20 protein-coding genes and 1 tRNA gene are annotated in these 22385 nt (G+C 73.8%); 9 read left to right on the plus strand and 12 right to left on the minus strand.

Annotated features, from left to right (window positions below; all coding sequences use genetic code 11):
- Positions 1–19: 19 nt before the first annotated feature.
- Positions 20–847: an HAD-IIB family hydrolase gene (locus ACFWN3_RS02785; RefSeq protein ID WP_377643220.1), complete on the minus strand. Its 828-nt coding sequence runs from the start codon at positions 845–847 to the stop codon at positions 20–22.
- Between the two features lie 8 nt (positions 848–855).
- Positions 856–2739 (minus strand): right-handed parallel beta-helix repeat-containing protein, encoded by a 1884-nt coding sequence (locus ACFWN3_RS02790; protein ID WP_377643222.1) that lies wholly within the window; start codon positions 2737–2739, stop codon positions 856–858.
- Positions 2740–3034: 295 nt separating this feature from the next.
- Between ACFWN3_RS02790 and ACFWN3_RS02795 the strand changes: the two genes are divergently transcribed.
- From ACFWN3_RS02795 to ACFWN3_RS02810, 4 genes are all read left to right on the plus strand, one after another.
- On the plus strand, positions 3035–3166 hold the full coding sequence (locus tag ACFWN3_RS02795) for a hypothetical protein (protein ID WP_377643224.1): 132 nt from the start codon (positions 3035–3037) through the stop codon (positions 3164–3166).
- 436 nt (positions 3167–3602) lie between these two features.
- A complete protein-coding gene (locus tag ACFWN3_RS02800; RefSeq protein ID WP_377643225.1) occupies positions 3603–3926 on the plus strand; it encodes a hypothetical protein in 324 nt (107 codons plus the stop codon).
- Between the two features lie 9 nt (positions 3927–3935).
- On the plus strand, positions 3936–5606 hold the full coding sequence (locus tag ACFWN3_RS02805) for a sensor histidine kinase (protein WP_377643227.1): 1671 nt from the start codon (positions 3936–3938) through the stop codon (positions 5604–5606).
- The gene (locus ACFWN3_RS02810; RefSeq protein WP_377643229.1) at positions 5603–5791 is read left to right on the plus strand and encodes a hypothetical protein; all 189 of its coding nucleotides are present in this window, start codon (positions 5603–5605) and stop codon (positions 5789–5791) included. The genes ACFWN3_RS02805 and ACFWN3_RS02810 overlap by 4 nt, the downstream gene beginning before the upstream one ends.
- 66 nt (positions 5792–5857) lie before the next feature.
- Here the strand turns inward: ACFWN3_RS02810 and ACFWN3_RS02815 are convergent.
- The 6 genes from ACFWN3_RS02815 to dusB form a co-directional block, all read right to left on the minus strand.
- Positions 5858–5930: transfer RNA gene (locus tag ACFWN3_RS02815), tRNA-Asn, on the minus strand.
- A gap of 87 nt (positions 5931–6017) precedes the next feature.
- Positions 6018–6563 carry a hypothetical protein gene (locus ACFWN3_RS02820; RefSeq protein WP_377643230.1) on the minus strand — a complete coding sequence of 182 codons (546 nt, stop codon included), beginning with the start codon at positions 6561–6563 and terminating at the stop codon, positions 6018–6020.
- The gene (gene dnaG / locus ACFWN3_RS02825) at positions 6560–8494 is read right to left on the minus strand and encodes a DNA primase (RefSeq protein ID WP_377643232.1); all 1935 of its coding nucleotides are present in this window, start codon (positions 8492–8494) and stop codon (positions 6560–6562) included. Before dnaG ends, ACFWN3_RS02820 begins: the two co-directional genes overlap by 4 nt.
- A 40-nt stretch (positions 8495–8534) precedes the next feature.
- A complete protein-coding gene (locus ACFWN3_RS02830; protein ID WP_377643234.1) occupies positions 8535–9785 on the minus strand; it encodes a deoxyguanosinetriphosphate triphosphohydrolase in 1251 nt (416 codons plus the stop codon).
- Positions 9782–10504 (minus strand): YdeI family protein, encoded by a 723-nt coding sequence (locus ACFWN3_RS02835; RefSeq protein WP_377643236.1) that lies wholly within the window; start codon positions 10502–10504, stop codon positions 9782–9784. Before ACFWN3_RS02835 ends, ACFWN3_RS02830 begins: the two co-directional genes overlap by 4 nt.
- A 61-nt stretch (positions 10505–10565) precedes the next feature.
- On the minus strand, positions 10566–11813 hold the full coding sequence (gene dusB, locus ACFWN3_RS02840; protein WP_377643238.1) for a tRNA dihydrouridine synthase DusB: 1248 nt from the start codon (positions 11811–11813) through the stop codon (positions 10566–10568).
- 84 nt (positions 11814–11897) lie between these two features.
- On the opposite strand from dusB, the gene ACFWN3_RS02845 reads away from it, so the two are divergent.
- Entirely contained in the window at positions 11898–12299 is a 402-nt protein-coding gene (locus tag ACFWN3_RS02845; protein ID WP_377643240.1) for an MmcQ/YjbR family DNA-binding protein, read from the plus strand.
- A 6-nt stretch (positions 12300–12305) separates the two neighbouring features.
- Here the strand turns inward: ACFWN3_RS02845 and ACFWN3_RS02850 are convergent, their stop codons facing one another.
- Positions 12306–13046, minus strand: coding sequence for an alpha/beta fold hydrolase (locus ACFWN3_RS02850; protein WP_377643242.1), 741 nt, complete (start codon positions 13044–13046; stop codon positions 12306–12308).
- 41 nt (positions 13047–13087) lie between these two features.
- On the opposite strand from ACFWN3_RS02850, the gene ACFWN3_RS02855 reads away from it, so the two are divergent.
- Complete coding sequence (locus ACFWN3_RS02855) at positions 13088–13939, plus strand: sulfurtransferase (RefSeq protein ID WP_377643243.1); 852 nt, start codon at positions 13088–13090, stop codon at positions 13937–13939.
- Here ACFWN3_RS02855 and ACFWN3_RS02860 read toward each other — a convergent pair.
- Both ACFWN3_RS02860 and ACFWN3_RS02865 read right to left on the minus strand, forming a co-directional pair.
- Positions 13927–15201, minus strand: a complete 1275-nt coding sequence (locus tag ACFWN3_RS02860; RefSeq protein ID WP_377643244.1) for a hypothetical protein — start codon at positions 15199–15201, stop codon at positions 13927–13929. The two genes, ACFWN3_RS02855 and ACFWN3_RS02860, sit on opposite strands and share 13 nt — an antisense overlap.
- A complete protein-coding gene (locus tag ACFWN3_RS02865; protein WP_377643246.1) occupies positions 15198–15725 on the minus strand; it encodes a SigE family RNA polymerase sigma factor in 528 nt (175 codons plus the stop codon). Before ACFWN3_RS02865 ends, ACFWN3_RS02860 begins: the two co-directional genes overlap by 4 nt.
- 137 nt (positions 15726–15862) lie before the next feature.
- Here ACFWN3_RS02865 and ACFWN3_RS02870 point away from each other — a divergent pair, with 137 nt between their 5' ends.
- Positions 15863–17653 carry an HSP90 family protein gene (locus ACFWN3_RS02870; RefSeq protein ID WP_377643248.1) on the plus strand — a complete coding sequence of 597 codons (1791 nt, stop codon included), beginning with the start codon at positions 15863–15865 and terminating at the stop codon, positions 17651–17653.
- Positions 17650–20451 carry a hypothetical protein gene (locus ACFWN3_RS02875; RefSeq protein ID WP_377643249.1) on the plus strand — a complete coding sequence of 934 codons (2802 nt, stop codon included), beginning with the start codon at positions 17650–17652 and terminating at the stop codon, positions 20449–20451. The genes ACFWN3_RS02870 and ACFWN3_RS02875 overlap by 4 nt, the downstream gene beginning before the upstream one ends.
- A gap of 27 nt (positions 20452–20478) precedes the next feature.
- On the opposite strand, the gene ACFWN3_RS02880 is transcribed toward ACFWN3_RS02875, so the two are convergent.
- Positions 20479–21885, minus strand: a complete 1407-nt coding sequence (locus ACFWN3_RS02880) for a glycine--tRNA ligase (RefSeq protein ID WP_377643251.1) — start codon at positions 21883–21885, stop codon at positions 20479–20481.
- A gap of 12 nt (positions 21886–21897) precedes the next feature.
- Between ACFWN3_RS02880 and ACFWN3_RS02885 the strand changes: the two genes are divergently transcribed.
- Positions 21898–22269: a DUF6703 family protein gene (locus ACFWN3_RS02885; RefSeq protein WP_377645511.1), complete on the plus strand. Its 372-nt coding sequence runs from the start codon at positions 21898–21900 to the stop codon at positions 22267–22269.
- Positions 22270–22385: the final 116 nt, after the last annotated feature.

The following is a 22385-nucleotide window of genomic DNA, read 5'->3' on the forward strand; positions in this document are numbered from 1 at the left end:
GCCGGCCCGGGGTGGGGGCCTAATGGTGGTCTCGCGCCAGGGCCGGCGCCCGGACCGTGGACGAGCGACCGGCGGTGCCGGGCGCCAGGAGGTCGTGGATGACCTCGAGCGTCTCGTCCTCGTCACGCACCGCCCTGGTCCGCACCCCGGTGGCGATGACCGGGTGATCGTTGCCGCCGGGGTCGAGGCGGTCGCCGACGAAGAGGACCTGTCGCGGGTCGAGGTCGCGCAGCTCGAGCATCCGGGACATCCCGTACGCCTTGTCGACCCCGTGAGCGGTGACGTCGATCGACGTCGAGCCGCCCGACCGCACCTCTAGGCCCGGCAGGAGTGCCGCGACCGCTCGTCGCAGGGACTCTCGCTTCGAGCCGTCGGGGTCCCACGTCCTCTTCAGCTCCGGCGGCGCCTGCTGACCCAACGCCGAGAAGGTGACCTGGGTGCCGCGGTCCTCGATGCGGGGGCCGCGCACGGCCGCGTCCGGCTCCCACAGCCCGAGGGTTCGGGCGACGCACTCCAGCACCTCGGCCGCTGCGACCCGGTCTCGTTCCGGGAGGTCGAGCGCGTACACCTCCACCCACTCCCCTGAGTCGAACCTGAGGTACCGCGTCCCGCACGTGGGCATGAGATGGAGCCGAGCCAGCTGCTCGGACCCACCGAGCGGCTGCAGCAGCTGCGTGCGGAACTGACCAACATTGCCTCCGGAGATGACGAGCACCTCGTACCCGTCGAGCAGCTGCAGCAGCGCCGCGGCCATCTCCACGCCGATAGGCGTCTTTGAGGGCGCCAAGGTGTCGTCGAGGTCGAAGGCGACGAGCTTGGTTTCGATCGGGTCGGTGGTGACGTTCATGGTCCGCCTCAGGGAATCGTGTAGGTGACATGGAGGACCGGCGCCGCCGCGGCGTTGCCGTCCCAGGACCACGCGGTGCGCTTGCCGGCTCCGGTCACGAGGACGAGGACGGAGCTGCCGACGTTCCAGTCGGGCCCGGACACGACCTGTTGGAGCCCAGCCGCGAGTCCGGGCGTGCGCTGGTCGGGCCCGGCCGCCCCGACGACGGACCACGGAGCCGGCGACCAAGAGACGGGGGTCGTCGACGACGAGAGTCGGTTCGACAGGTTGAAGGCGGAGCCCGAGATTGCGGGGGCGTTGCCGCTGAGCTGGAACCGGACCTGGAGGTTCGTCGTGGCGGTCGTCACCGCGCTGGCCGTCAGCTGCACGTGGGCGCTGGTGACGGTGGCGCCGCGAGGCACCTGCACGCTGGCGAAGCGGAGGCCTATGACCTGGGCGCTGGTGTCGGTCACGAGCTCGAGGTTCTTGCTCGAACGGGTGACCGCTCCTCCTTCCCGTTCCTCGCCGTCGTCGGCGCTCTGGCCGATCGGGACGGCCAGGACGGTCGTGCCGCCGGGGTGGACGACGACGCGGACGTCGTCGGCCGCTGACAACCCGGCTCCGTCGGTGGCGGTCAGCCGCAGGGTGTACGTCCCCGCCTCGGCGAACCGTGCCGTCGTGTCGACCGCCGAGGCGTCGTCGAAGTTGACGCCCGCGGCCCCGTCCAGCACGGACCACTGCGTGACCAGAGGCGACGGACCGTCGTCGGTGACCGTCCCGTCGAGAGCGGCACCCGTCGTCGTCGAACCGCTAATGTCGGTCCCCGCCGCGACGCTCGGGTGGGCGTTGCCCTGTTCGAACACCGTTCCGGTGCCGCTGTTCTTCACCGTTCCGGCCTTGTTGCCGGTGAAGACGTTGTCGCTCCCGACGATCGTACCGACGCACGACGAGCTCGTGATGTTCAGGCCGTAGGCCTGCGTCTTGGTCTCCTGCGTGTCCGTGGCCACGTTGGCCCGGACGAGGTTGCCGTTGCAGCCACGGCCGTCACTCGCGCTGATCCGGATGCCGTCGCGGCTCGTGACGTCATCGGAGCTGTTCGTGATCCGGTTGGCCGTGATGCGGTTGCGGTTGCTGCTGTTGATGAAGACGCCGTCGCGGCCCGCCTGGTCGATCATGTTGCCGCGCACCGTGTTGTCGTCGGACGGCTTGTTGGGCTGCGTCGCGGTCGTCGACGACTTGGTGATCCGCACCCCGTAGCCGCCGACCCCGGTGATGCGGCAGCCCTCGACGAGGTTGCGGCTGGCCGCGAGCAGCTCGATGCCGTCACCCGGGATGTCGTGCACGTAGCAGTCCCGGACGACGTTGTCGTCCGCGTGGGTGATGTCATCGCCTCCCTTGCCGTCGAAGATGATGCCGCGCGCCCGGGAGCCGGACACCTCGACCCGCTCGATGAGGACGAAGTCACCGCCGTCGAAATCGATCGCGTCGCTGGTCGACCGCAAGGGCCCGCCGGCGCGAACCGTCAGGTCGCGGATCGTGATCCGATCGGCGCCCGACATGTCGAACGGCTCGGTGTCGGTCGCGGCCGACGAGCTGTTGGTGATGACCGTCGCCCCAATGCCGGCGCCCTCGAACACCACACCGAAGATGTCGTAGAACTCCCACCAGGTGGAGCCGAGGTCGTACACGCCCGAACCGAAGCGGATGCTGCCACCTCCCCCGTCCGTCAGGCGCGTCGCCGCCGTCTCGACCACGGCCTTCAACGACCCGCTGACGGCGGGACCGCTGCCCGGGGTTGCCGTGTACGTCGTGGACGTGCCGACCCTCGCAACGGTGTATGGGCTGAGCGGGCTGTCGGCGCCCGACGGCGGCGCCGCCACCGCCCCGAGAACAACTGCCACCGCCGCGGCCACGAACCATGCTCCACGTCGTGAGGACACCGACATCACACAACCCCTGCCCGGGCTGCCTCCTGCTGGCAGCCTTCTCGGGCCACCTCCTGCCGGTGGCCCGCTCGGACACTACCGGCCAGGCTCTCGCCCGCCCATGGCCCGTTGGAACCATTCCGTTCACTGTGCCCCGCACACCTTTTGCGCGTCTCCTCGGTCGACTGGGCCAGCCGTCGCCTGGCCGCTGGGCGTCGTGACCTCAGGCGGCTCGGACCCATCCTTCAATGACCTCCGGCGACGCTGACGCCCTCTGAAGGAGGTGAGCACGGCCAGCACGCTGGTCCAGGGCACGGCGGCGACCAGCCCCACCGTCGCGACGACCCTGCGGACGATCTCCAGGCCGGTCGTCTCGCGACTCGTGGCGATGACCGCCTTCCGCCGACAACGCTGAGCGTCATCGAGGGCCCGCGACGAGTGGCGGCTTGGGTCGCAATCGGTCGCGTCCATGGCCGCTTCGTCGTCCTGGTTCCGACCCGGCACCGTCACGGTTCCCGGGCGGCAGAGGACGGTGACGATCCGGCCTGTGTCAACCGCTCTGTTCAGCCCAATCATTTGGGTCATCACGAGCCGAGCGGGGGCTTCCCCTGCGGTCGAGTACAGCTCGGCAGGTGGGTTGCGACCCTGCCCATTCCCGCCCGATTGCCCGGACATTTCCCGGCCATTGGGACGCCGGGCCTCTGCCCCTCTCCGCTGACGCACCCCACGCTCAAACCTCCACCTATCAATCACGGAGGCTTCTCGTGTCCGCTGTCGCAGCACCCACCCGTCCCCGGTCTCGTGCCCGCACTGTCAGCCGGGTCGGTCTGGTCCTGGCCACGATCATGGCGGTGTTCAACACCATCAACGGTGCAGGGTCGCTGGTCGACCCAACCTTTGGCCAGACTGATCCCTCGATCCCGCCTCAGCCGGTGTGGATGAGCGTTGCCCTGCTCGCGTTCGGCCTGTCGACGTTGGCCTTCGTCGCGCCGGCCTGGCGGGGTCATCGTACGGCCCTGTGGCTCGTCGTCGTCACCCGTCTGCTGGAGGCGTGGTCGGCAGCAATCCTGCCGTTTCTGCCCGGCGCACCGGACGGCATGTGGGGCCCCGTGGTCCTTCTCATGGCGGTCGGGGCCGTGGTCGCCGGTCTGGTCGCCGTTGGACTGCGTCGCTAGGGTCTGGCCATGTCGGACCCTCCCGGCGGCGTCGGTCGCGTGGTGGCCTGGAGCGCAGCTGCCGCCCTCGTGGCCGCGACCGCGTCGGTGACGCCATCCGTGGCGACCGGACGAGACCCCGAGCGGTGGGCCGTCACGGCGTCCATGCTGGCGTGGCTTTGGTTCCTCGCCGTGTTCCCGTCAGGGCAGGCCCAACCCCGGTGGGTGTGGTTGGCCGCGGCCGCCGCCGCCGCCGGGGTTGTGGCGGGTCTCCCGGTGGCGTTCATCCTCGGGTTCGCTGTGCTTGCGTCAACACAGGTGTGGCGTTACAGGCGACACTCCTCGGTTCCCGACCGTCAGGCGACGAAATGGCTTCTACTCGGCCTGCTCCCCGCGTCCGGGCTGTTCCTGGGCGTAGGCGCGGTCGCGGCACTGCCAACAGGACCTACCTGGGTGCTGACGCACCCGGCGTATGCGGCCGCGTCCCTGGCCGGCATGTGGGCGGTTCCCACCGCGGCCCTGGTCGGATTGGCCTTCGTGGACCGCGGGCCCGTGGACGAACTGGTCCGGTACACCTTCATCGCCGTGGTGACCACCGTCGGCGTTGCCCTCGTCCACGCCGTCACGACGCTGTGGGCCCGAGGGTTCGCCACGGTGTCCGCCTGCGCGTCCGTCATCCCGCTTGCGCTCCTCGCCAACCGCGTGGCCACCAAGCTGGCCTACTCCCGCGGGCCGCAGCAGGCAGTGCGCTTGCTGCCACTCCAGCTCGCCGGAACCACGGCCGCTGCCCCGGTCGCTCCGGTCGTCGCGTCCGCGATCCGCAACGCGCTGGCCAGCCCCTCAGCACAGGTGCGGATGGGCACCGAGGTGCTTGCTGGGTCAGGGGATGAGTCAATGACCATGACAGGAGTGCCCGTCTTGCTCCACGACGACGTGGTGGCCACGCTCGCCGCTGCGCCTAGGCTCGGCGAACCGACTCTGAGCGCACGAGATATCCGGGTGCTCCATGCCATCGCGATCATCGCTGCTCCCGCACTGGCGGGAGCACGCGCAGCACGGGCAGCCGAAGAAGCCCACCGACAAGCCGCGAACGCCCGCGAGCACGAACGCGACCGGTTGCACGCTGACCTCCACGACGAGCTGGGCCCCGCCCTGTCGGGTCTGGCCCTGACCGCAGCCGCAATCTCCACCCTGCTCGGCAGCAACGACGTCACCACCGCGCGACGCCTCACCGACGACCTGCGAGCGGGCATCGGCACGACGGCCATACGGGTACGAGAGGTCGCCTATGACCTGCGACCAGCGAACCCCACGCCATCGCTCTTCGCCGAGCTCCTGCTCGAGCGGCTCGGTGGCGAGCCGGCACCAGCACTGACCGTGGACGTCGAACCGGAGAACCTCACACTTCCCGACGATCTCCAGCTGGCACTGATCAGGGTCGTGCTCGAAGCGGTGACGAACGTGCGCCGACACGCCGGCGCGGCGACCTGCGCGGTGGACATCCGACTCGCGGGGCGCGAGGTCCGCGTAACTGTCGACGACGACGGGACAGACCCCGCTGGCACCCACCGCGGCATCGGCCTGCAATCCATCGCGCAACGCACCGCATCCTTCGGCGGCCAGTCCCTTCTCACCCAACGCCCCGGCGGCGGGGCACGCCTCACCGCCACCTTCATCACCCCGGACACGGCCGACCCATGACGACCATCGGCATCATCGACGACCACCCCCTGTTCCGGGACGGACTGCGCAACCTGCTCACCGCCGAGGACCTCCACGTCATCGTCGAAGCCGCCGACGTCGCCGGCGTAGAAGCCGTCATCGCCGCAGCACCCGACGTCGCCGTGGTCGACCTGGATGCCTCAGCTGACCTGAACGATGCATAGCCGATGCAAGTGAAAGAAGAAGACCCCCGACCTCAAGTTTCCGCAGGTCAGGGGCCTCTCTCGATGCTCCCCCGGTTGGACTCGAACCAACAACCTGCCGATTAACAGTCGGCTGCTCTGCCAATTGAGCTACAGGGGAAAGGCCGCCGGGGGATCGCCCCAGCAGCGCCCGGCAACGATAGCAAAGGTGCCACCCCGCGACGAAACCGGCCCGAGCGCCCTGCGCTCAGTCGAGACCGACCTGCTCGCGCACCCGCGCGAGACCGGCCCTGACCTGCTCGGACACCCCGGGATCGGCGCTGCGCACGCCCTTCGGGAGGACGGCCTGGCTGAGCAGCCGGTCGGTGGCGAGGTCCTTGCGCACGACGACCTTGGCGGTCCGCCGGTTGCCGAGGTCGACGGCCTCGGCGAGGACGACCGAGGCCTGCACGCGCTCCCTCAGCGTCTCGGGCAGCTGACCCGGCTCGGGCAGGACGAGGCGGGTGGGGCGCTCGCCGTCGACCCACGTGACGGTGAGGGTGTCGCTCTCGCCGTCCCAGCTGCCGGCGTCGACGAGGTGCCACGGTCGCGAGAGCGCGACGACCGGCGCGGCGTCGGGCACGGGGGTCGTGACGTGGAGGCGGTGGCGCCCCGCGACGACGGTGGAGCCGTCGGCCGTCTCGGCCCAGGCGAGGAGCCGGTCCGCCGGGGCGCCCTCGGCGGCGGTCGCGATGGCCGCCTCGACGGCGGCCGGGACCGACGGCCGCCGCAGGCCGGTCCACTCGATCCTCATGACCCGACCCTCTCACGCAGCCGGACGCGCTCGAGCTCGAGGGCGTGCAGGGCGTGGGTGCGGGCGCGCAGGTCGGCGGGGTCGGCCTCCGGGTCGTGCTCGACGCGGCGGACGGCGGCCATGGCGTCGGCGATCCGTCGGCTGAGGTGCGAGTCGAGGACCCCGGTGACGAGGGCGTCGAGGTAGCGCTGCGGCGGGAGCCCGGTCGACGGGTCGTACCGGGTCGGGAGGGGCGCGACCGAGAGCTCGGCCACGAGCCCGCGCACGGCCAGCGGCGCGGCCTCGGTGACGGCCGACACCCACGAGGCCGTGGAGGCGGCCCGGGCCGCCGGCCCCGCGATCCGGACCCCGTCGAGGACGGCGGCGTGCGCCGGCGCCGTGAACGCGGCGGGCTCGAGCGCGGCGACCGTGACGTCGTCGAACTGCTGCGGGTACTGGATGAGCGCCTGGAGCAGCTGGCGCTCGGCGAAGACGATGGGGTCGCGCAGGTTCGGGGCCGGCATCGACGCCTCGAGGCCGGGCTCGGGCACGTCGTCGGTGCTCGCCGGGCGCCGGGCGGCGTCGGCCGCGGCGTCGTCGAGCCGGATCCGGCCCGCGCGCTTGACCTCGGTGGCGACCTGCTCGACCTCGAGCCCGAGCCACCCTGACACGGTGCGCGTGTACTCGGGTCGCAGGCTCTGGTCGCGGATCGAGCCGATGATCGGGGCGACGGCCTTCATCGCCTGGACCCGGCCCTCGGCGGTGTCGAGGTCGAACCGGCGGATGGTCGTGCGGACGGCGAACTCGAACATCGGGACGGCGCCGTCGACGAGGCCGCGCACGGCGGCGTCGCCCTTGGCGATCCGCAGCTCGCACGGGTCCATGCCGTCGGGGGCGACCGCGACGAACGACTGGGCGACCCAGCGCTGGTCCTCGCCGAAGGCCTTCATCGCCGCGGCCTGCCCGGCCTTGTCGCCGTCGAAGGTGAAGACGACCTTCGCGGGGGCCTGGTCGGCCTCGTCGCGCATGATCCGGCGGAGCAGCTTGATGTGGTCGACGCCGAACGCCGTGCCGCACGTGGCCACGGCCCCCTCGACGCCGGCGAGGTGCGCGGCCATGACGTCGGTGTAGCCCTCGACGACGACGGCACGCCGCTCGGTGGCGATGACCTTCTTCGCGGCGTCGAGCCCGTAGAGCACCTGGCTCTTCTTGTAGATCGGCGTCTCGGAGGTGTTGAGGTACTTGGCGGCGATCCGGTCGTCGTCGAGGACGCGGCGCGCCCCGAACCCGACGGTGTCGCCGGTGGTGTCGCGGATCGGCCAGACGAGCCTCCCGCGGAACCGGTCGTAGAGGCCACGGCTCCCCCGGCCGCTCAGGCCGCCGGTGACGACCTCGTCCTCGGAGAAGCCCTTCTCGCGCAGGTGGCGGGTCAAGGCCTCGCCGCTGCGGGGCGCGAAGCCCATCCCGAACCGCTCGGCGGCGCTGCCGTCGAAGCCGCGCTCGCGCAGGAAGTCGCGACCCGGCCGCGCCTCGGCGTTCTTCGTGTCGAGCAGGATGCCGGCGTAGAACTCCTGCGCGACCCGGTGGGCCTCGATGAGCCGCGAGCGCTTGCCGAGGGAGGCACCACCGTCGCGCGGGCCGCCGCCCTCCTCGTAGCGCAGCTCCATCCCGAGCTTGGCCGCGAGTCGCTCGACGGACTCGCTGAAGGTGAGGTGCTCGACCTTCTGGACGAAGGAGATGACGTCGCCGCCCTCGCCACAGCCGAAGCAGTGGTAGCTGCCGACGCTCGGGCGCACCGTGAAGCTCGGGGTCTTCTCGTCGTGGAAGGGGCACAGGCCCTTGAGCGAGCCGACGCCGCCCGGGCGCAGGGTCACGTGGTCGCGGACGACGTCCTCGATGGACGTGCGCTCCTTGACCGACGTGATGTCCTCGGCCCTGATCCGACCTGCCACGTACTCCCTCTCGGCGACCCCGTGTTGTGCTGCCGCGAGTCTAGGTCGTCGCGGGGCGGCACCACCGGCGGTGCAGGGCGAGGGCCCGGACGTCGGTGAGCGAGGCGACCTGGTCGACGAGGACGCGCAGCGCCGCGGCGTCGTCGACGGCGTCGGCGAGGTCGGCGCGCTGGGCGGGGTCGAGGCGGCGGGGGTCGGCCTCGAAGGCCGCGACGAGCTCGGCGACGACCTCGCGCTGGCTCGTGTACACGTGGACCCGCTCGGCGGCGTACATGACGTGGTGGGCCGCGACGGCCTTGAGGACGGCGCACTCGGCCCGACTCCCCCGCGGCACGACGAGGTCGCCGTGGTGACGGGTCAGCGGCCCGGGGCCGTGGCGCTCGCGGGTGGCGTCCTCGACGGCGACGACGAAGCGACCGATGAGGCGGCTCGTCATGTCCTTGAGGCCGGCGAGGGCCGCCCGGGTGCCGTCGTGCGCCTGCGGCACCGCCCCCGAGGCGAGGACGCGGTCGAGGGCGTCGCCGAGCTCGTCGGGGGTCAGGCCCGGCTCGTAGACCTCCCCCGCCACCGCGAGGACGGCCTCGACGTCGGCGCGGTCGCGCAGCGCGCGCGGGTCGAGCCACCCGGAGGCGATGGCGTCCTCGACGTCGTGGACCGAGTAGGCGACGTCGTCGGCCCAGTCCATGACCTCGGCCTCGACGCTGCGGCCGGACTCGGGGGCGCCCTCGCGGAACCACTCGAAGACGGGGAGGTCGTCCTCGTAGACGCCGAACTTCACCGTGGGGCGGGGGGCGTGGCCGCGGCGCCACGGGTACTTCGTCGCGGCGTCGAGGCTGGCCCGGGTGAGGTTGAGACCGGCGGGGCGGCCGTCGGCATGGAAGCGCTTGGACTCGAGGCGGGTGAGGACGCGCAGGGTCTGGGCGTTGCCCTCGAACCCGCCGATGTGGGCCGAGAGGGAGTCGAGGGCGCTCTCGCCGTTGTGGCCGAAGGGCGGGTGCCCGAGGTCGTGGGCGAGGCAGGCGGTGTCGACGACGTCGGCGCTGCAGCCGAGCGCCGCCCCGAACTCGCGGCCGATCTGGGCGACCTCGAGGGAGTGGGTCAGCCGGTTGCGGACGAAGTCGTCGCTGCCGGGCTGGACGACCTGGGTCTTGGCGCTGAGGCGCCGCAGGGACGCGGAGTGGACGAGGCGGGCCCGGTCGCGTGCGAAGTCGTCGCGGTCGGCGCGCTTGAGGGCGGGGTCCTCGCGGACCCACCGCTCGCGGTCGCGCGCAGTGTAGCTGGCGTCGTTCATCCGCCGTCCTCGGAGCGCGCGGCCCCGGCGCGCGGGGACGCGGCGCGCGCGGCCTCGGCCGCGGCGGCGCCCCGGGCCACCCAGGCGGGCGGGGTGCCGTAGCGCTGCGGCTTGATCATCCGGCCGGCGGCACAGTCCTGGACCAGGGTCGCGGCCCGGGAGTCGCGGGTCTTCTCCTGCTTGGCGGTCATCACCCAGGCGACCGCCAGCCTGCGGTAGGTCTTCGTCGCGGCGGCCCAGAAGGCGCTGGCCGCGGGGTCGTCGGCGAGGGCCGTCGCGTAGGCCTCGGCGAGCTCGAGCTCGCGGGTCTCGTAGGCGTAGACGCCCGAGCGGTCCTCACGACGCCTCTCGAACGCGGCCAAACCGCTCGGCTGCATCCGGCCGGCGGCGGTGAGCTCGGCGACGGCGCTGATGTTGACCGTCGACCAGTTGCTCGTCGGCTTGCGCGGGGTCCACCGCTGGCGGCGGGAGTGCTCGTCGATGCCCTGGGCCAGGCTGTCGATCCAGCCCCAGCACAGCGCCTCCCGCACGGCGGCCTCCCACGTGAGCGTCGCCTCGGGGTGGCCCTTGCGGTAGAGGCCCATCCACAGCTCGGTCGCGGTGTCGTGGTTCGCCGCCAGCCATCGCCCGAACTCGTCGGCGTCGCGGAAGAAGATCGCCGGCCGCTCGGGGCTGCCTCCAGGAGTGCCGATCCGCTCCCCCGCCTCGTCCTGCGCCATGCCCCGACCCTAGCCGCGACCACCGACGCCGCACCCGCCTCGGGCGGGAGACCGCCGCGGCTCAGCCGCCGGAGACGCTGAGCTCGGCCTGGGCGACGACGGCCGCCTGCTCGTCGTCGAGGTCACGCGAGCGCAGCCAGTTCTCGGGGAGCGCCACGACGCGGGCTGACCCGGCCCGGCCGCGCTGGCCCTCGGCGGGCTCGCCGGGCCACGGGGCGTCGAGGTCCATCGTCGCGATGAGCTCGTCGATCGACTCCAGGCTGTCGACGAGGGCGAGCCGGTGGCGCACGGTCGACCCCGCCGGGAAGCCCTTGAGGTACCAGGCGATGTGCTTGCGGATGTCGCGGCAGGCGCGGTCCTCGTCGCCGTCGTAGAAGTCGACGAGGTACTCGGCGTGCCGGCGCAGCGTGGCGGTGACCTCGCGCAGGCCGGGCCTCACGCGCGCCGAGGACCCCGCGAAGGCGGCGGCGAGGTCGGTGAACAGCCACGGACGCCCGAGGCAGCCGCGCCCGACGACGACGCCGTCGCAGCCGGTGCGGCGCACCATCTCGAGCGCGTCCTCGGCCGACCAGATGTCGCCGTTGCCGAGCACCGGGACGGTGGTCACGGCCTCCTTGAGGCGGGCGATGGCGTCCCAGTTCGCCGTGCCCGAGTAGGCCTGCGAGGCGGTGCGACCGTGGAGCGCGACCGCGGCCACGCCCTCGGCCTCGGCGATCCGCCCGGCGTCGAGGTAGGTGACGTGGTCGTCGTCGATGCCGATGCGCATCTTCACCGTGACCGGCACGTCGAACGGCGCGGCCTCACGGACCACGGCGCGCACGATGCCGCGGAACAGCTCGGTCTTCCACGGCAGGGCGGCGCCCCCGCCCTTGCGGGTGACCTTGGGGACGGGGCAGCCGAAGTTGAGGTCGATGTGGTCGGCGCGGTCCTCGGTGACGAGCATCCGGGCGGCGAGCCCGGCGGTCACCGGGTCGACCGAGTACAGCTGCACCGAGCGCGGCTGCTCCTCGGGCCCGTGCGAGATGAGCCGCATCGTCTCGGCGTTGCGCTCGACGAGCGCGCGCGAGGTCACCATCTCGTTGACGTACAGGCTCGTCGCCCCCGACGCTCCCCCGGCCTCGAGCCCCGCCGACCCGTACTCGCGGCACAGCCGGCGGAACGCGCGGTTGGTGATGCCGGCCATCGGCGCGAGGACGACCGGCGACTCGATGACGTGGCGCCCGATGCGCAGCGGGGGCAGCACGGGCACGCCGGTGGCGGCGGAGGAGGCAGCCGGCCCGGCGGGTGCGGAGGTGGTGACGGCGGACATGACGCCGACCATTGTCGCCGAGGAGGCCCGCCGGGTGTGAATCGGCGGGGGGCCGGGCGCTGCCGCCGCCGCTACCGTGGACCGATGGCGCACCCGCTGATGTTCGAGGACGACGACCCGTTCCTGCGCCGCCTGCGCGACGTCGCCCTCGCCCTGCCGGGCGCCGACGAGAAGGTCAGCCACGGCCGTCCGGCCTTCTTCACGACGAAGGTCTTCGCCTACTTCGGCGGCTCCCTCAAGGTCGACGGGCAGTGGGAGCAGCACGACCGCAGCGCCATCGTCCTCGCCGACCCCGACGAGCGCGAGGCCCTCGTCGCCGACGACCGGTTCTTCGTCCCGGCCTACCTCGGCCCCTCCGGCTGGGTCGGGCTGGACCTCGAGCCGCTCGGCGACGACTGGTCGGAGGTCGAGGAGCTGGTCGAGTCGTCGTACCGCGCGACCGCCGGGGCGCGTCGCGTCCGGGAGCTCGACGCCCGCCGCCCCTGACGTGACCTACCGGTCGGTCCGGGTCCGAGCGGCGATGACGAGCTCCCAGAGGGCGGCGGCCGTCTCGTGCGGGTGGGTGAGCGGGAAGACGTGGAGGCCGCGGGGCACGGTGACGCGGCGGACCCAGGGCGCCGACCGCGCCGCCCGGGCGAACCGTCGGGCCTCGACGCGCAGCTGGTCGAGCTGCCCCGCGACGAGCAGCACCGGGCAGGTGACCTCGGCGAGCATCTCGGGCCGGCAGCGGGTCATGACGCCGTCCCACGCGGCGGGGATGCCGTCGAACCCGTAGCCCGCCTCCTTGATGACGGCGGCCAGGTCCTCGGGCAGGAGGGCGTCGAACTCGCGGTCCAGCGCGCGGGACATCCGGTCGACGCCGAGGCGGTGCTCGACGCGCGCCAGGCCCCGGTACAGCGCGGCTCCCGGGCCCTTGGGCACCGCCGTCGCCCCGAGCAGGGCCAGCCCCGCGAGCGCTCGCGGGTGCTCGGCCGCCCACGCCATGGCGAGGTACCCGCCGAGGCTGTGGCCCGCGAGGACGACCGGCCGCCCGTCCCCGTCCCCGGACACCGCGTGCCCGATGACGTCGAGCGCCGCCTCCCACGTGAAGGGCTCGCCGCGGCGCGACCCGTGCGCCGGCAGGTCGGGGACGACGAGGTCGACGTCGGGCCCGAGCAGGCCCGCGTACCGCGCCCACTGGGCCCCGCTCAGCTGGGAGCCGTGCACGAGGACGACGCGGACCGGGAGGGGCACCGCGCCATTCTGGCGGAACGGGCCGGTGGTTGGATGACGGGGTGAGCGCCCCAGCCCTCGTCTCCCCCGACGAGCTCGAGACCCTGATGGCCCGTGGCGAGGTCGTCGTCGTCGACGTCCAGTACGCCCTGCGCGGCACGCCCGGTCCGGAGCTCTACCGTGCAGCCCACCTCACGGGCGCGCCCTTCCTCGACCTCGACGAGGCCCTCGCCGGCCCGCCAGGACCCGCGGGACGCCACCCCCTCCCGGACCCCGCCGTCCTCGAGGCGGCCCTGCGCGCGGCCGGCCTCGACGACGACACCGAGGTCGTCGTCTACGACCAGCAGACCTCGCTCGGCGCGGCCCGGGCCTGGTGGATCCTCCGCTGGGCAGGACACCCCCAGGTCCGGGTGCTCGACGGCGGGCTGGCCGCCTGGCAGCGGTCGGGGCGACCCGTCACCACGGAGCCGCCCTCTCCCACACCGGGGTCGATCTCGGTCCGTCCCGGCTCGGTCCCCGTCCTCGACGCCGAGGCCGCCGCCACGATGGCCCGCACCGGCGTCCTCCTCGACGTCCGCACCGCCGAGCGGTACCGCGGCGACGAAGAGCCGATCGACCACACCGCGGGCCACGTCCCCGGCGCGGTCAACCTGCCGATGGCCGACGTCCTGGCCGAGGACGGCACGTTCCTGCCCGCCGACGCCATCCGTCGCCGGGCCGCGGCCGCCGGGGTGCACCGGGACACCCCCGTCGGGACCCAGTGCGGCTCCGGCGTCACCGCGGCCCAGATGTCCCTGGCCCTCGCCGCGGCCGGCATCGACTCGATCCCGTACGTCGGCTCGTGGAGCGAGTGGGTCGAGGACCCGGCGCGCCCCGTCGCCCTCGGCCCGGAGCCCCACGGTCAGAGGGCGTAGGCGCCGGTGAACCCGCCGGCGTTCGTGCTGACCGGGCCGACCTCCCCGACGTGCGCGAGGCTCCCCCCGATGACGTCCCACGCGAGGAGCCGCAGCGTCGGCCGCTCGGAGAGCCCCGCGAACGACCTCGACTCGAGGACGAGGACGTCCTGCGGGCCGAAGGCCAGCGGCCGGTAGCAGCCCTTGGGGACCGCCGGCGAACGGGTCGCCGCGAGGATCCGGGGTGTCGGCCGCAGGTCGCCCTGCACGGCGAGCAGGCCCTGGCTGCGCCCGACCGCGCCCACGTACGTCTGCCCGAGGTAGGCGTGCGCCGAGGCCCACGCCTCGGTGTTGCTCACGGTCGGGCCGTCGACCTCGACGACCGGTCCGCGCAGCTCGAGGCGTCCGGTGCGCACCCCTCCCGCGGTGAAGGAGGTCAGCTCGGTGACGCCGTCGACGGTCACGAGGTGGACCCACCCCGCGCCGACCGGCGCCCGTGCCGGCGTCACCGAGCGGTCGACGGTGTCGACGAGCCACGCCCGCTCGGTCCCCTGGGCGACGACCGTGCGGCCGTCCTTGGCCCAGCCGGTGAGGTGCAGCGTCTCGTCCGGCACGGGGATCCGGTCGGCGGTACCCGTCCGGGCGTCGAGGACGACGACCTCCCCCGGCTGGGGCAGCACGACGGCCAGCCGGTCGTCGCGCACGGTCCGCGGGTGCAGGACCATGCCCTGCCCCGTCCGGGTGGGATCGGCCCGCACGAGAGGGACGCCGATGCAGGTGAGGTAGCGCCGGTCGGCCGCGGCGCGCGGGAGGTGGAGCACCGCCATGAGCCCCTCGGCTCCCGGGTTCCAGGCCATGAGGACCGCCCGCACCGAGGCCGCGTTGTCGGGGGTGCCGGTCTCCGGACCGAGCTTGGGCAGCCGCAGGGCGTCGTCGAAGCCGAGGAGGGAGGTGAGGCCGAGGTTCGCCGCCTCGCGGTACGGGGGCAGCGCCGACTCGTCGCCGGGTTCGGGGGCGAGGTGCACGCTGACCCCGCCGACGTCCGCCGTGCGCAAGCGGGTCGCGGAGGGCGTGGGGCGGGCGGCCTCCGACGCCTTCGGCCGGTCGCGGACGACGACGGTCGCGACGGCGGCGGTGGCCGCGGCCGCACCCGCCCCGAGGAGGACGCGGCGGCGGACGGTGCGCCGACCGGTGGCCGCCGCCTCCCACGCGCCGGGCGCGAGGTCGACCTCGGGGACGTCGTCGCTCGCGAGCTCGAGCAGGTCGCGCAGGTCGGTCGTCATCGGGTGCCTCCGGTCTCGAGGTCGACGCGCGGCATCGCGGCCCGCAGCCGGGCGAGCGCGTCATGGGTCTGGCTCTTCACGGTCCCGACCGAGCAGCCGAGGACCTCGGCGGTCTCGCGCTCGGAGCGGTCCTCGAAGAAGCGGAGGACGACCGTGGCGCGCTGCCGCGGGGTCAGGGTGTCGAGGGCGCGCAGGACGTCGAGCCGGCGCTCGACCACCTCGGCCTCCCACGCCGCCGCGGGGGCGTCCCAGGCCGGCTCGATGCCGACGACCTCGCGCCGCCGCCTGCGCCAGGAGGACACCGCGTCGCGGTAGAGGATGCGGCGCACGTAGGCGTCGGGGTGCTCGTCGCGCACGTGGTCCCACTCGCGGGCCAGCTTGACGAGGGCACCCTGGAGGAGGTCCTCGGCCAGGTGGAGGTCGCCGCAGACGAGGTAGGCCGCGCGCAGCAGCCGGTGCTGGCGCGCGCGGACGTACTCGACGAACTCGGCGTCCGCCGGCCACCGGTCCCGCGACCCGTCCACACCCACCTCCTCCGCCGTCGGCGACACCCTCCACTGTGTCAACGCCGCGGCGGGGGCGGAAGGTTGGGACGCCCGACGCGCCGACCGGTGGGTGCCCACCCCACCGCCCGGGGGCGAGCAGTGGTTGGATCGGGCGCATGACGGGGGACGCGACCTTCCACGTCGACCTCCGCGGGGTGGTCGACCTGCTCTCGCACCACCTGTACTCCAGCCCGCGCGTCTACCTGCGCGAGCTGCTCCAGAACGCCGTCGACGCCGTGACGGCCCGCACCGAGGAGGAGCCGGGAGCGCCCCGGCGGGTGCGGATCACCCCGGCCGACGTCTCCCCGGACGGTCTGCTCCACGTCGACGACAGCGGCATCGGCCTCGACGAGACGGGGATCCGCGACGTCCTCGCGACGATCGGCGCCTCGACGAAGCGCGACGCCCTCGGCCTGGCCCGCGACAGCTTCCTCGGCCAGTTCGGGATCGGGCTGCTGTCGTGCTTCCTCGTCACCGACGAGATCCGGGTGGCGACGCGGCGGGCCGGCACCGACGAGACCTGGCTGTGGGTCGGCCGCGACGACGGGACCTACCGCGTCGGGCGGGCGCCCGAGGGTCGCGCCGAGCCGGGCACCGACGTGGCGCTGCGCCCCCGCGGCAGCGCGGCCGAGCTGCTGTCGGCCCGTGTCGTGCGCTCCCTCGCCCTCACCTTCGGCCGTCACCTCCCGCTCGACGTCACGGTCGCGCTCCCCGACGGGCCGGTGGAGGTCGCCGGCCGCCGCTTCCCGTGGGAGGAGGAGGACCCCGCCGCCCGCCGCGAGGCCGGCCTCGCCCTGGGCGAGCAGGTGGTCGGTTCCCGTCCGCTCGACGTCGTCGACCTCTCCGACGCCGAGGCCGGGCTGCGCGGCCAGGCGTTCGTCCTCCCCCACGCGGGCGGCCCCCGGGCGGCGCACCGGCTCTACGCCAAGCGGATGCTCGTCGGGGAGTCGGTGCCCGATCTCCTGCCGGACTGGGCGTTCTTCGTCCGGGCCGTCGCCGACACGGAGCGCCTGGGGCTCACCGCCTCCCGGGAGGCCCTGCACGACGACGACCTGCTCGACGAGACCCGGGCCCGCCTCGGCCGGCAGCTCAAGCGGTGGCTGCTGCGGATGGTGCGCACCGACCGAGCCCGCTCGGAGGAGTTCTTCCGCGTCCACCATCTCGCCGCCAAGGCCGCGGCCACGACCGACGACGACATGCTCGACGTCGTCGCCGAGGTCCTGCCCTGGGAGACCACCGTCGGGACGATGTCGCTGGCGCAGTTCTCCGAGCTCCACCACGTCATCACCCACGTCGACTCGGTCGACGCCTACCAGCAGGTCGCGGCCATCGCGCGGGCCGAGGACATCGCCGTCCTCAACGCCGGATACGCCTACGACCAGGCGCTGCTGCGCCGCTGGGTCGACCGTCGGCCGGGGCTGGACTCGCGGCGGCTGGCGCCCGAGGAGCTGGCCGACCGGTTCTCGGTGCCGTCCGAGGCCGACGAGCGCGCCTTCGAGCCGCTCCTCGACGTCGCGCGATCGGTGCTGTCCCGCTCGGGCTCGGTCCCGGTCGCCCGCTCGTTCCGCCCGTCCTCGCTCCAGGCCGTCCTCCTCGTCGGGCGCGACGCCCACCTCGAGCGCGACCGCCGCGACGTCGCGGCCTCCGCCGACGGTCCCTGGGCCGACGCGCTCGAGACGCTCGCCGCCCCGTCCGCGGAGCCGCGCTTCGTCCTCAACGTCGAGAACCCCGCGGTGCGCCGGCTCGTCGAGGGCGCCGACGCCGGCCTCCAGCAGGTCGCCGTCGAGGCGCTCTACGCCCATGCACTCCTCTCCGGTCGGCACCCGCTGACCCCGTTCGACAGCGCGCTCGTGGCCCGCGCGCTGCCGGCGCTCATCGACCGGGCCATCGAGCGAGGACCGTCATGAGGCAGTGGGACCAGGTGTCGCCGGAGTTCGCGGAGGTGTCGGTCGAGGCCGACTCGGCGCCCGTCGGGCCCGAGCAGGTGCGCGCGCACGAAGCCGCCCTGCGGCTCGCGCAGCAGCACGGCTCGTTCGCCGAGGAGTTCGTCGCTCGCCTGGACGTCACCCAGGCGCAGTACCACGTCCCCGGTGACCCGCGGACGCTCACCCACTTCGCGTGGCTGCGCCAGGCCCTCGCGCCCGAGCGCGGCCTCGACCAGGAGGACCGCGACGCCGTCCTCTGGCGCCTGAAGTGGGCCGTCGACCTCATCGAGGACCTGCCCGAGGTGCCGCTGGCCTCCCTCGTCGCGGCCATCGACGACGTCGAGGAGGTCTTCCGCGCCGACGGGTACCACCTGCGGCCCGTCCACGCCGCGCGGGCCCGCCTCGCGCGCGACCTGGGCGACCCCGAGGGGGTCGAGCGCGAGCTGGCGGCGTGGCTCGCCGAGCCCCGCGACAGCCGCAGCGACTGCGAGGCCTGCGAGCGCCGGGGGCAGGCCCGCCTCCTGCGCGAGACCGACCCCGAGCGCGCCCTCGAGGTCATCGCCCCGACCGTCGCGGGAGAGCTGACCTGTGGCGAGGAGCCCCGCACGAGCCTGGGCCTCGACGCCGCCCTGCGGGTCGAGCGGGGTGAGGTCGACGCCGCCGTCAGCTCGTTCCGCCGCGCGTGGCACCTCGCCGAGGGCGACCCCAAGGCGGCCGACACGGTCGCCGAGTGCCTCCGGGTCCTCCTGCGCCTGGGCAACGCCGACCGCGCCGTCGACCTGCTCCTGCCCCGTCTCGCCTGGCTCGAGGAGCTGCGCACGCCGTACACCCGGATGGACTTCGCGATGACGGCCGCGCACGTCCTCGAGCGGGCCGCGGTCGTGGGCCTGGCGCCCGACGAGGTCGACGGGCGACCGACGGCGGAGGTCGCCGCCGAGCTCCGCCGCACGGCCGACGACATCGCGGCGGCCTTCGACGCGCGGTTCGGCACGACGGTCGTCTCCGACGCCCTCGCCCGCGACCACGACGACGCCAGGGTCCCGACCGAACCCACCCTCCCCCCGACCCGGCTTCCCGACACCGAGCCCGAGGCGGCCACCTCGCGCCGGGGCCGCCGGCTCGAGGTGCCGTCGGACCTCGTCGAGCGCGCCGCGCTCGTGCGGCAGGGGATGCTCGACCTCGAGCCCGACGTCGACGAGCACCTCAAGGCCTGGAGGCGCGACCGCGACGCCGGGCCCGAGCCCACGACCCCCGAGGAGTGGTCGGCCAGGGCCTTCCTCGACCGGGTCAGCGCCCAGGACACCGGCGCCCCCGACGCCCACCGCGCCCGGCTCCTCGAGGCCGCCGAGTCCGCCCGACGGGCCGGCGACGACGTCGAGCTGGCGCGCGCCGAGGCCGAGGCCGCCGTCCTCGCCGGCGACGAGGCCACCGCCCTCGCCCTCGCCGACCGCCTCGACGCCGAGGGCCACCCCGGCGAGGCCGCCGGCATCTGGCGACGCGTCGCCTACTTCGGCCGGCCCGACGACCCCGCCGCCCTCATGGCGCGCTCCGCGGAGGGCTACGCACGAGCGGGGCAGCACCGACGTCACCTGCTCGGCGAGGTCGAGACGGCGCTGGCCATCGGGCCGGCCGACCCCGCCGCCGCCGCGGCCCGGCTCGACGCCGTCGAGCCGGAGGTCGCCGACATCCCCGTCCTGCGGGTCATGCTCCACGACGTCCGCGCCCGGCTGGCCCGGCACGCCGGCGACCTCGAGGGTGCCGAGGCACAGCTGCGGGCGGCCCTGGCCGTCGACGGCGGTCCCGAGCGCGCCCGGGTCCCCGTCCTGCTCCTGCTGTGCGACGTCCTCGTGGACCGCAACGACTACGAGCCGCTCGAGCGCCCGGCCGCCGACGTCGTCGCGGTCGCCACCGCCGACCGCGACCCCGTCCTCCTCGCGCACGGGCAGCGCTTCCTCGGCCTCGCCTACGTCGAGACCGGACGCCCCGCGGAGGCCGCCGAGCTCCTCGAGGCCGCGCTGCCGGTGCTGCGCGAGCACACCCCCGCCCTCGTCGGACCCGTCGGGTGGGCCCTCGGCAACAGCCTCGTCGGGCTCGGCCAGTTCGCCGCGGCGCGCACCGCGTTCGCGACGGCCGCCACCTCCTTCGAGGCCGAGGAGCGCACCCTCGAGGCCGGGCACGCGCAGTGGCGCGCCGGGAACGCCGCGTGGGACGCCGAGGACACCGAGGCCGCGGCCAGCCACTTCGACGCCGCGGTCGAGAGGTCCCGCGCCGCCGGTGAGGTCCCCCTCCACGTCGAGGCGCTGCGCTCGCGCGCGGCCCTGCGCGCCGACACGGGCGACCTGCGGGCCGGGATCGCCGAGCTCGACGCCGCGATCGGCGCCGGGGTGGCGCTGGCCGCCGAGACCGGGGTCGACGAGGAGCAGTGGGACCCCGAGGTCGTCGAGCCGCACGTCCTGCGCCAGGGCGCCCACCTCCTGGCGCGCCACGGCGACGTCGACGGCGCCGTCGAGCGGCTCGCCCGCGCCGAGGCCCTCGTCGGGGCCGAGTTCGAGCTGGCCCTGCACACCGAGGGCGCCGTCATGCTCGCCGACGACGACCGGCTGGGGGAGGCCGAGCCGCGGCTGCGCGAGGTGCTGCCGCGGCTGGCCGCCACCCGCCTCGACGGGCCTCGCGTCGACGCGGCCGGCGCCCTGGCCCGGCTCCTCGACCGCCACGGGCGGGGCGAGGAGGCCGAGCAGGTCTGGGCGCAGTTCGGCCCAGAGGCCCAGGTGATCGGTTGACCCGGGACCGGGCCCCCGGTCAGGCGGTCAGCAGCCGATGAGGCGGGCGCCGAGCCAGGCCTCGACCTGGTCGAGCGCCACGCGCTCCTGCGCCATCGTGTCGCGCTCGCGGATGGTCACCGCCTGGTCGTCGAGGGTGTCGAAGTCGACGGTGATGCAGTACGGCGTGCCGATCTCGTCCTGGCGGCGGTAGCGGCGGCCGATGGCGCCGGCGTCGTCGAACTCGACGTTCCAGTGGCGGCGCAGGGTCGCCGCGAGGTCGCGGGCCTTGGGCGACAGGTCGGCGTTGCGCGACAGCGGGAGCACGGCCGCCTTGATGGGCGCCAGGCGCGGGTCGAGCTTGAGGACGACGCGCTTGTCGACGCCGCCCTTGGTGTTGGGCGCCTCGTCCTCGGTGTACGCGTCGACGAGGAAGGTCATCAGGCTGCGCGAGAGCCCGGCCGCGGGCTCGATGACGTAGGGCGTGTACTTCTCGCCGCTCGCCTGGTCGAAGTAGACGAGGTCGGTGCCGGAGTGCTTCGTGTGGGTCGTGAGGTCGAAGTCGGTGCGGTTGGCGATGCCCTCGAGCTCACCCCACTCGGACCCGGTGAAGTTGAAGCGGTACTCGATGTCGACGGTGCGCTTGCTGTAGTGCGAGAGCTTCTCCTGCGGGTGCTCGTAGTGCCGCAGGTTGCCGGCGTCGATCCCGAGGTCGGTGTACCAGCGGGTGCGCTCGTCGATCCAGTACTGGTGCCAGTCCTCGTCCTCGCCGGGCTTGACGAAGAACTCCATCTCCATCTGCTCGAACTCGCGGGTGCGGAAGATGAAGTTGCCGGGCGTGATCTCGTTGCGGAAGCTCTTGCCCGTCTGCGCGATGCCGAAGGGCGGCTTCTTGCGCGAGGCCTGCATGACGTTGAGGAAGTTGACGAAGATGCCCTGCGCCGTCTCGGGGCGCAGGTAGTGCAGCCCGGACTCGTCCTCGATGACGCCGAGGTAGGTCTTGAGCATCATGTTGAACTCGCGCGGCTCGGTCCACTGGCCGCGGGTGCCGCAGTTGGGGCAGGCGAGGTCGGCGAGGGCGATGGAGTCGGGGTCGACCTCCTTGCCCTTCCTCGCCTCCTTCTCGGCGACGGCCTCCTGCATGTGGTCGAGACGGAAGCGCTTGTGGCAGCTCTGGCACTCGGTGAGCGGGTCGGTGAACTCGCCGACGTGGCCGCTCGCGACCCAGGTCTGGCGGGGCAGGATGATCGAGGAGTCGAGGCCGACGACGTCCTCGCGGGCGGTGACCATCGACTTCCACCACTGGCGCTTGATGTTCTCCTTGAGCTCCACCCCGAGCGGGCCGTAGTCCCAGGCCGACCTCGTGCCGCCGTAGATCTCTCCGCAGGGGAACACGAACCCGCGGCGCTTGCAGAGGGAGACGACGATGTCGACGACGGAGGTGGGGGCGGCCATGCGCGCAAGGTTATCGGCGGCGACCTCGGGTCACCGAACCGCCCACCCCGACCGGGTGGTCCGTGCCCGGCACGCGGGCGGCCCGTACGCTGTTCCCTCGTGTCGACCCTCCGTGAGTCCTTCGAGCGCGTGAGCCTGCCGGCGCTGACCCGGCTCAGCGCCCTCCCCCGCTTCGTCCCGTTCCTGCTCGTCCTCGGCCTCATCGTCGCCGGGGTGTTCGTCCCGGGCTGGGGCTGGGCCCTCATCCTCCTCGCCGCGCTCGTCCTCCTGTGGATCCTCGCGCTCGCGTGGCCGCGGCTCACGGTCCCCGAGCGGATGATGCGCGTCGCCGTCGTCGCCATGCTCGGCGCCGTCATCGTGACCCAGGCCTTCCCCCGCACCTGAACCCGCGCCCCTTCCTCGACCAAGAGGTCACGTCCGGTACGGCTCCGAGCGGTGCGACATCGACCAAGTGGTCGCATCAGGGACGCCGCCGGTGGGACACGATCGACCCAGAGGGC

This window comes from Oryzobacter terrae (assembly GCF_042756445.1).
Classification (GTDB): domain Bacteria; phylum Actinomycetota; class Actinomycetes; order Actinomycetales; family Dermatophilaceae; genus Oryzobacter; species Oryzobacter terrae.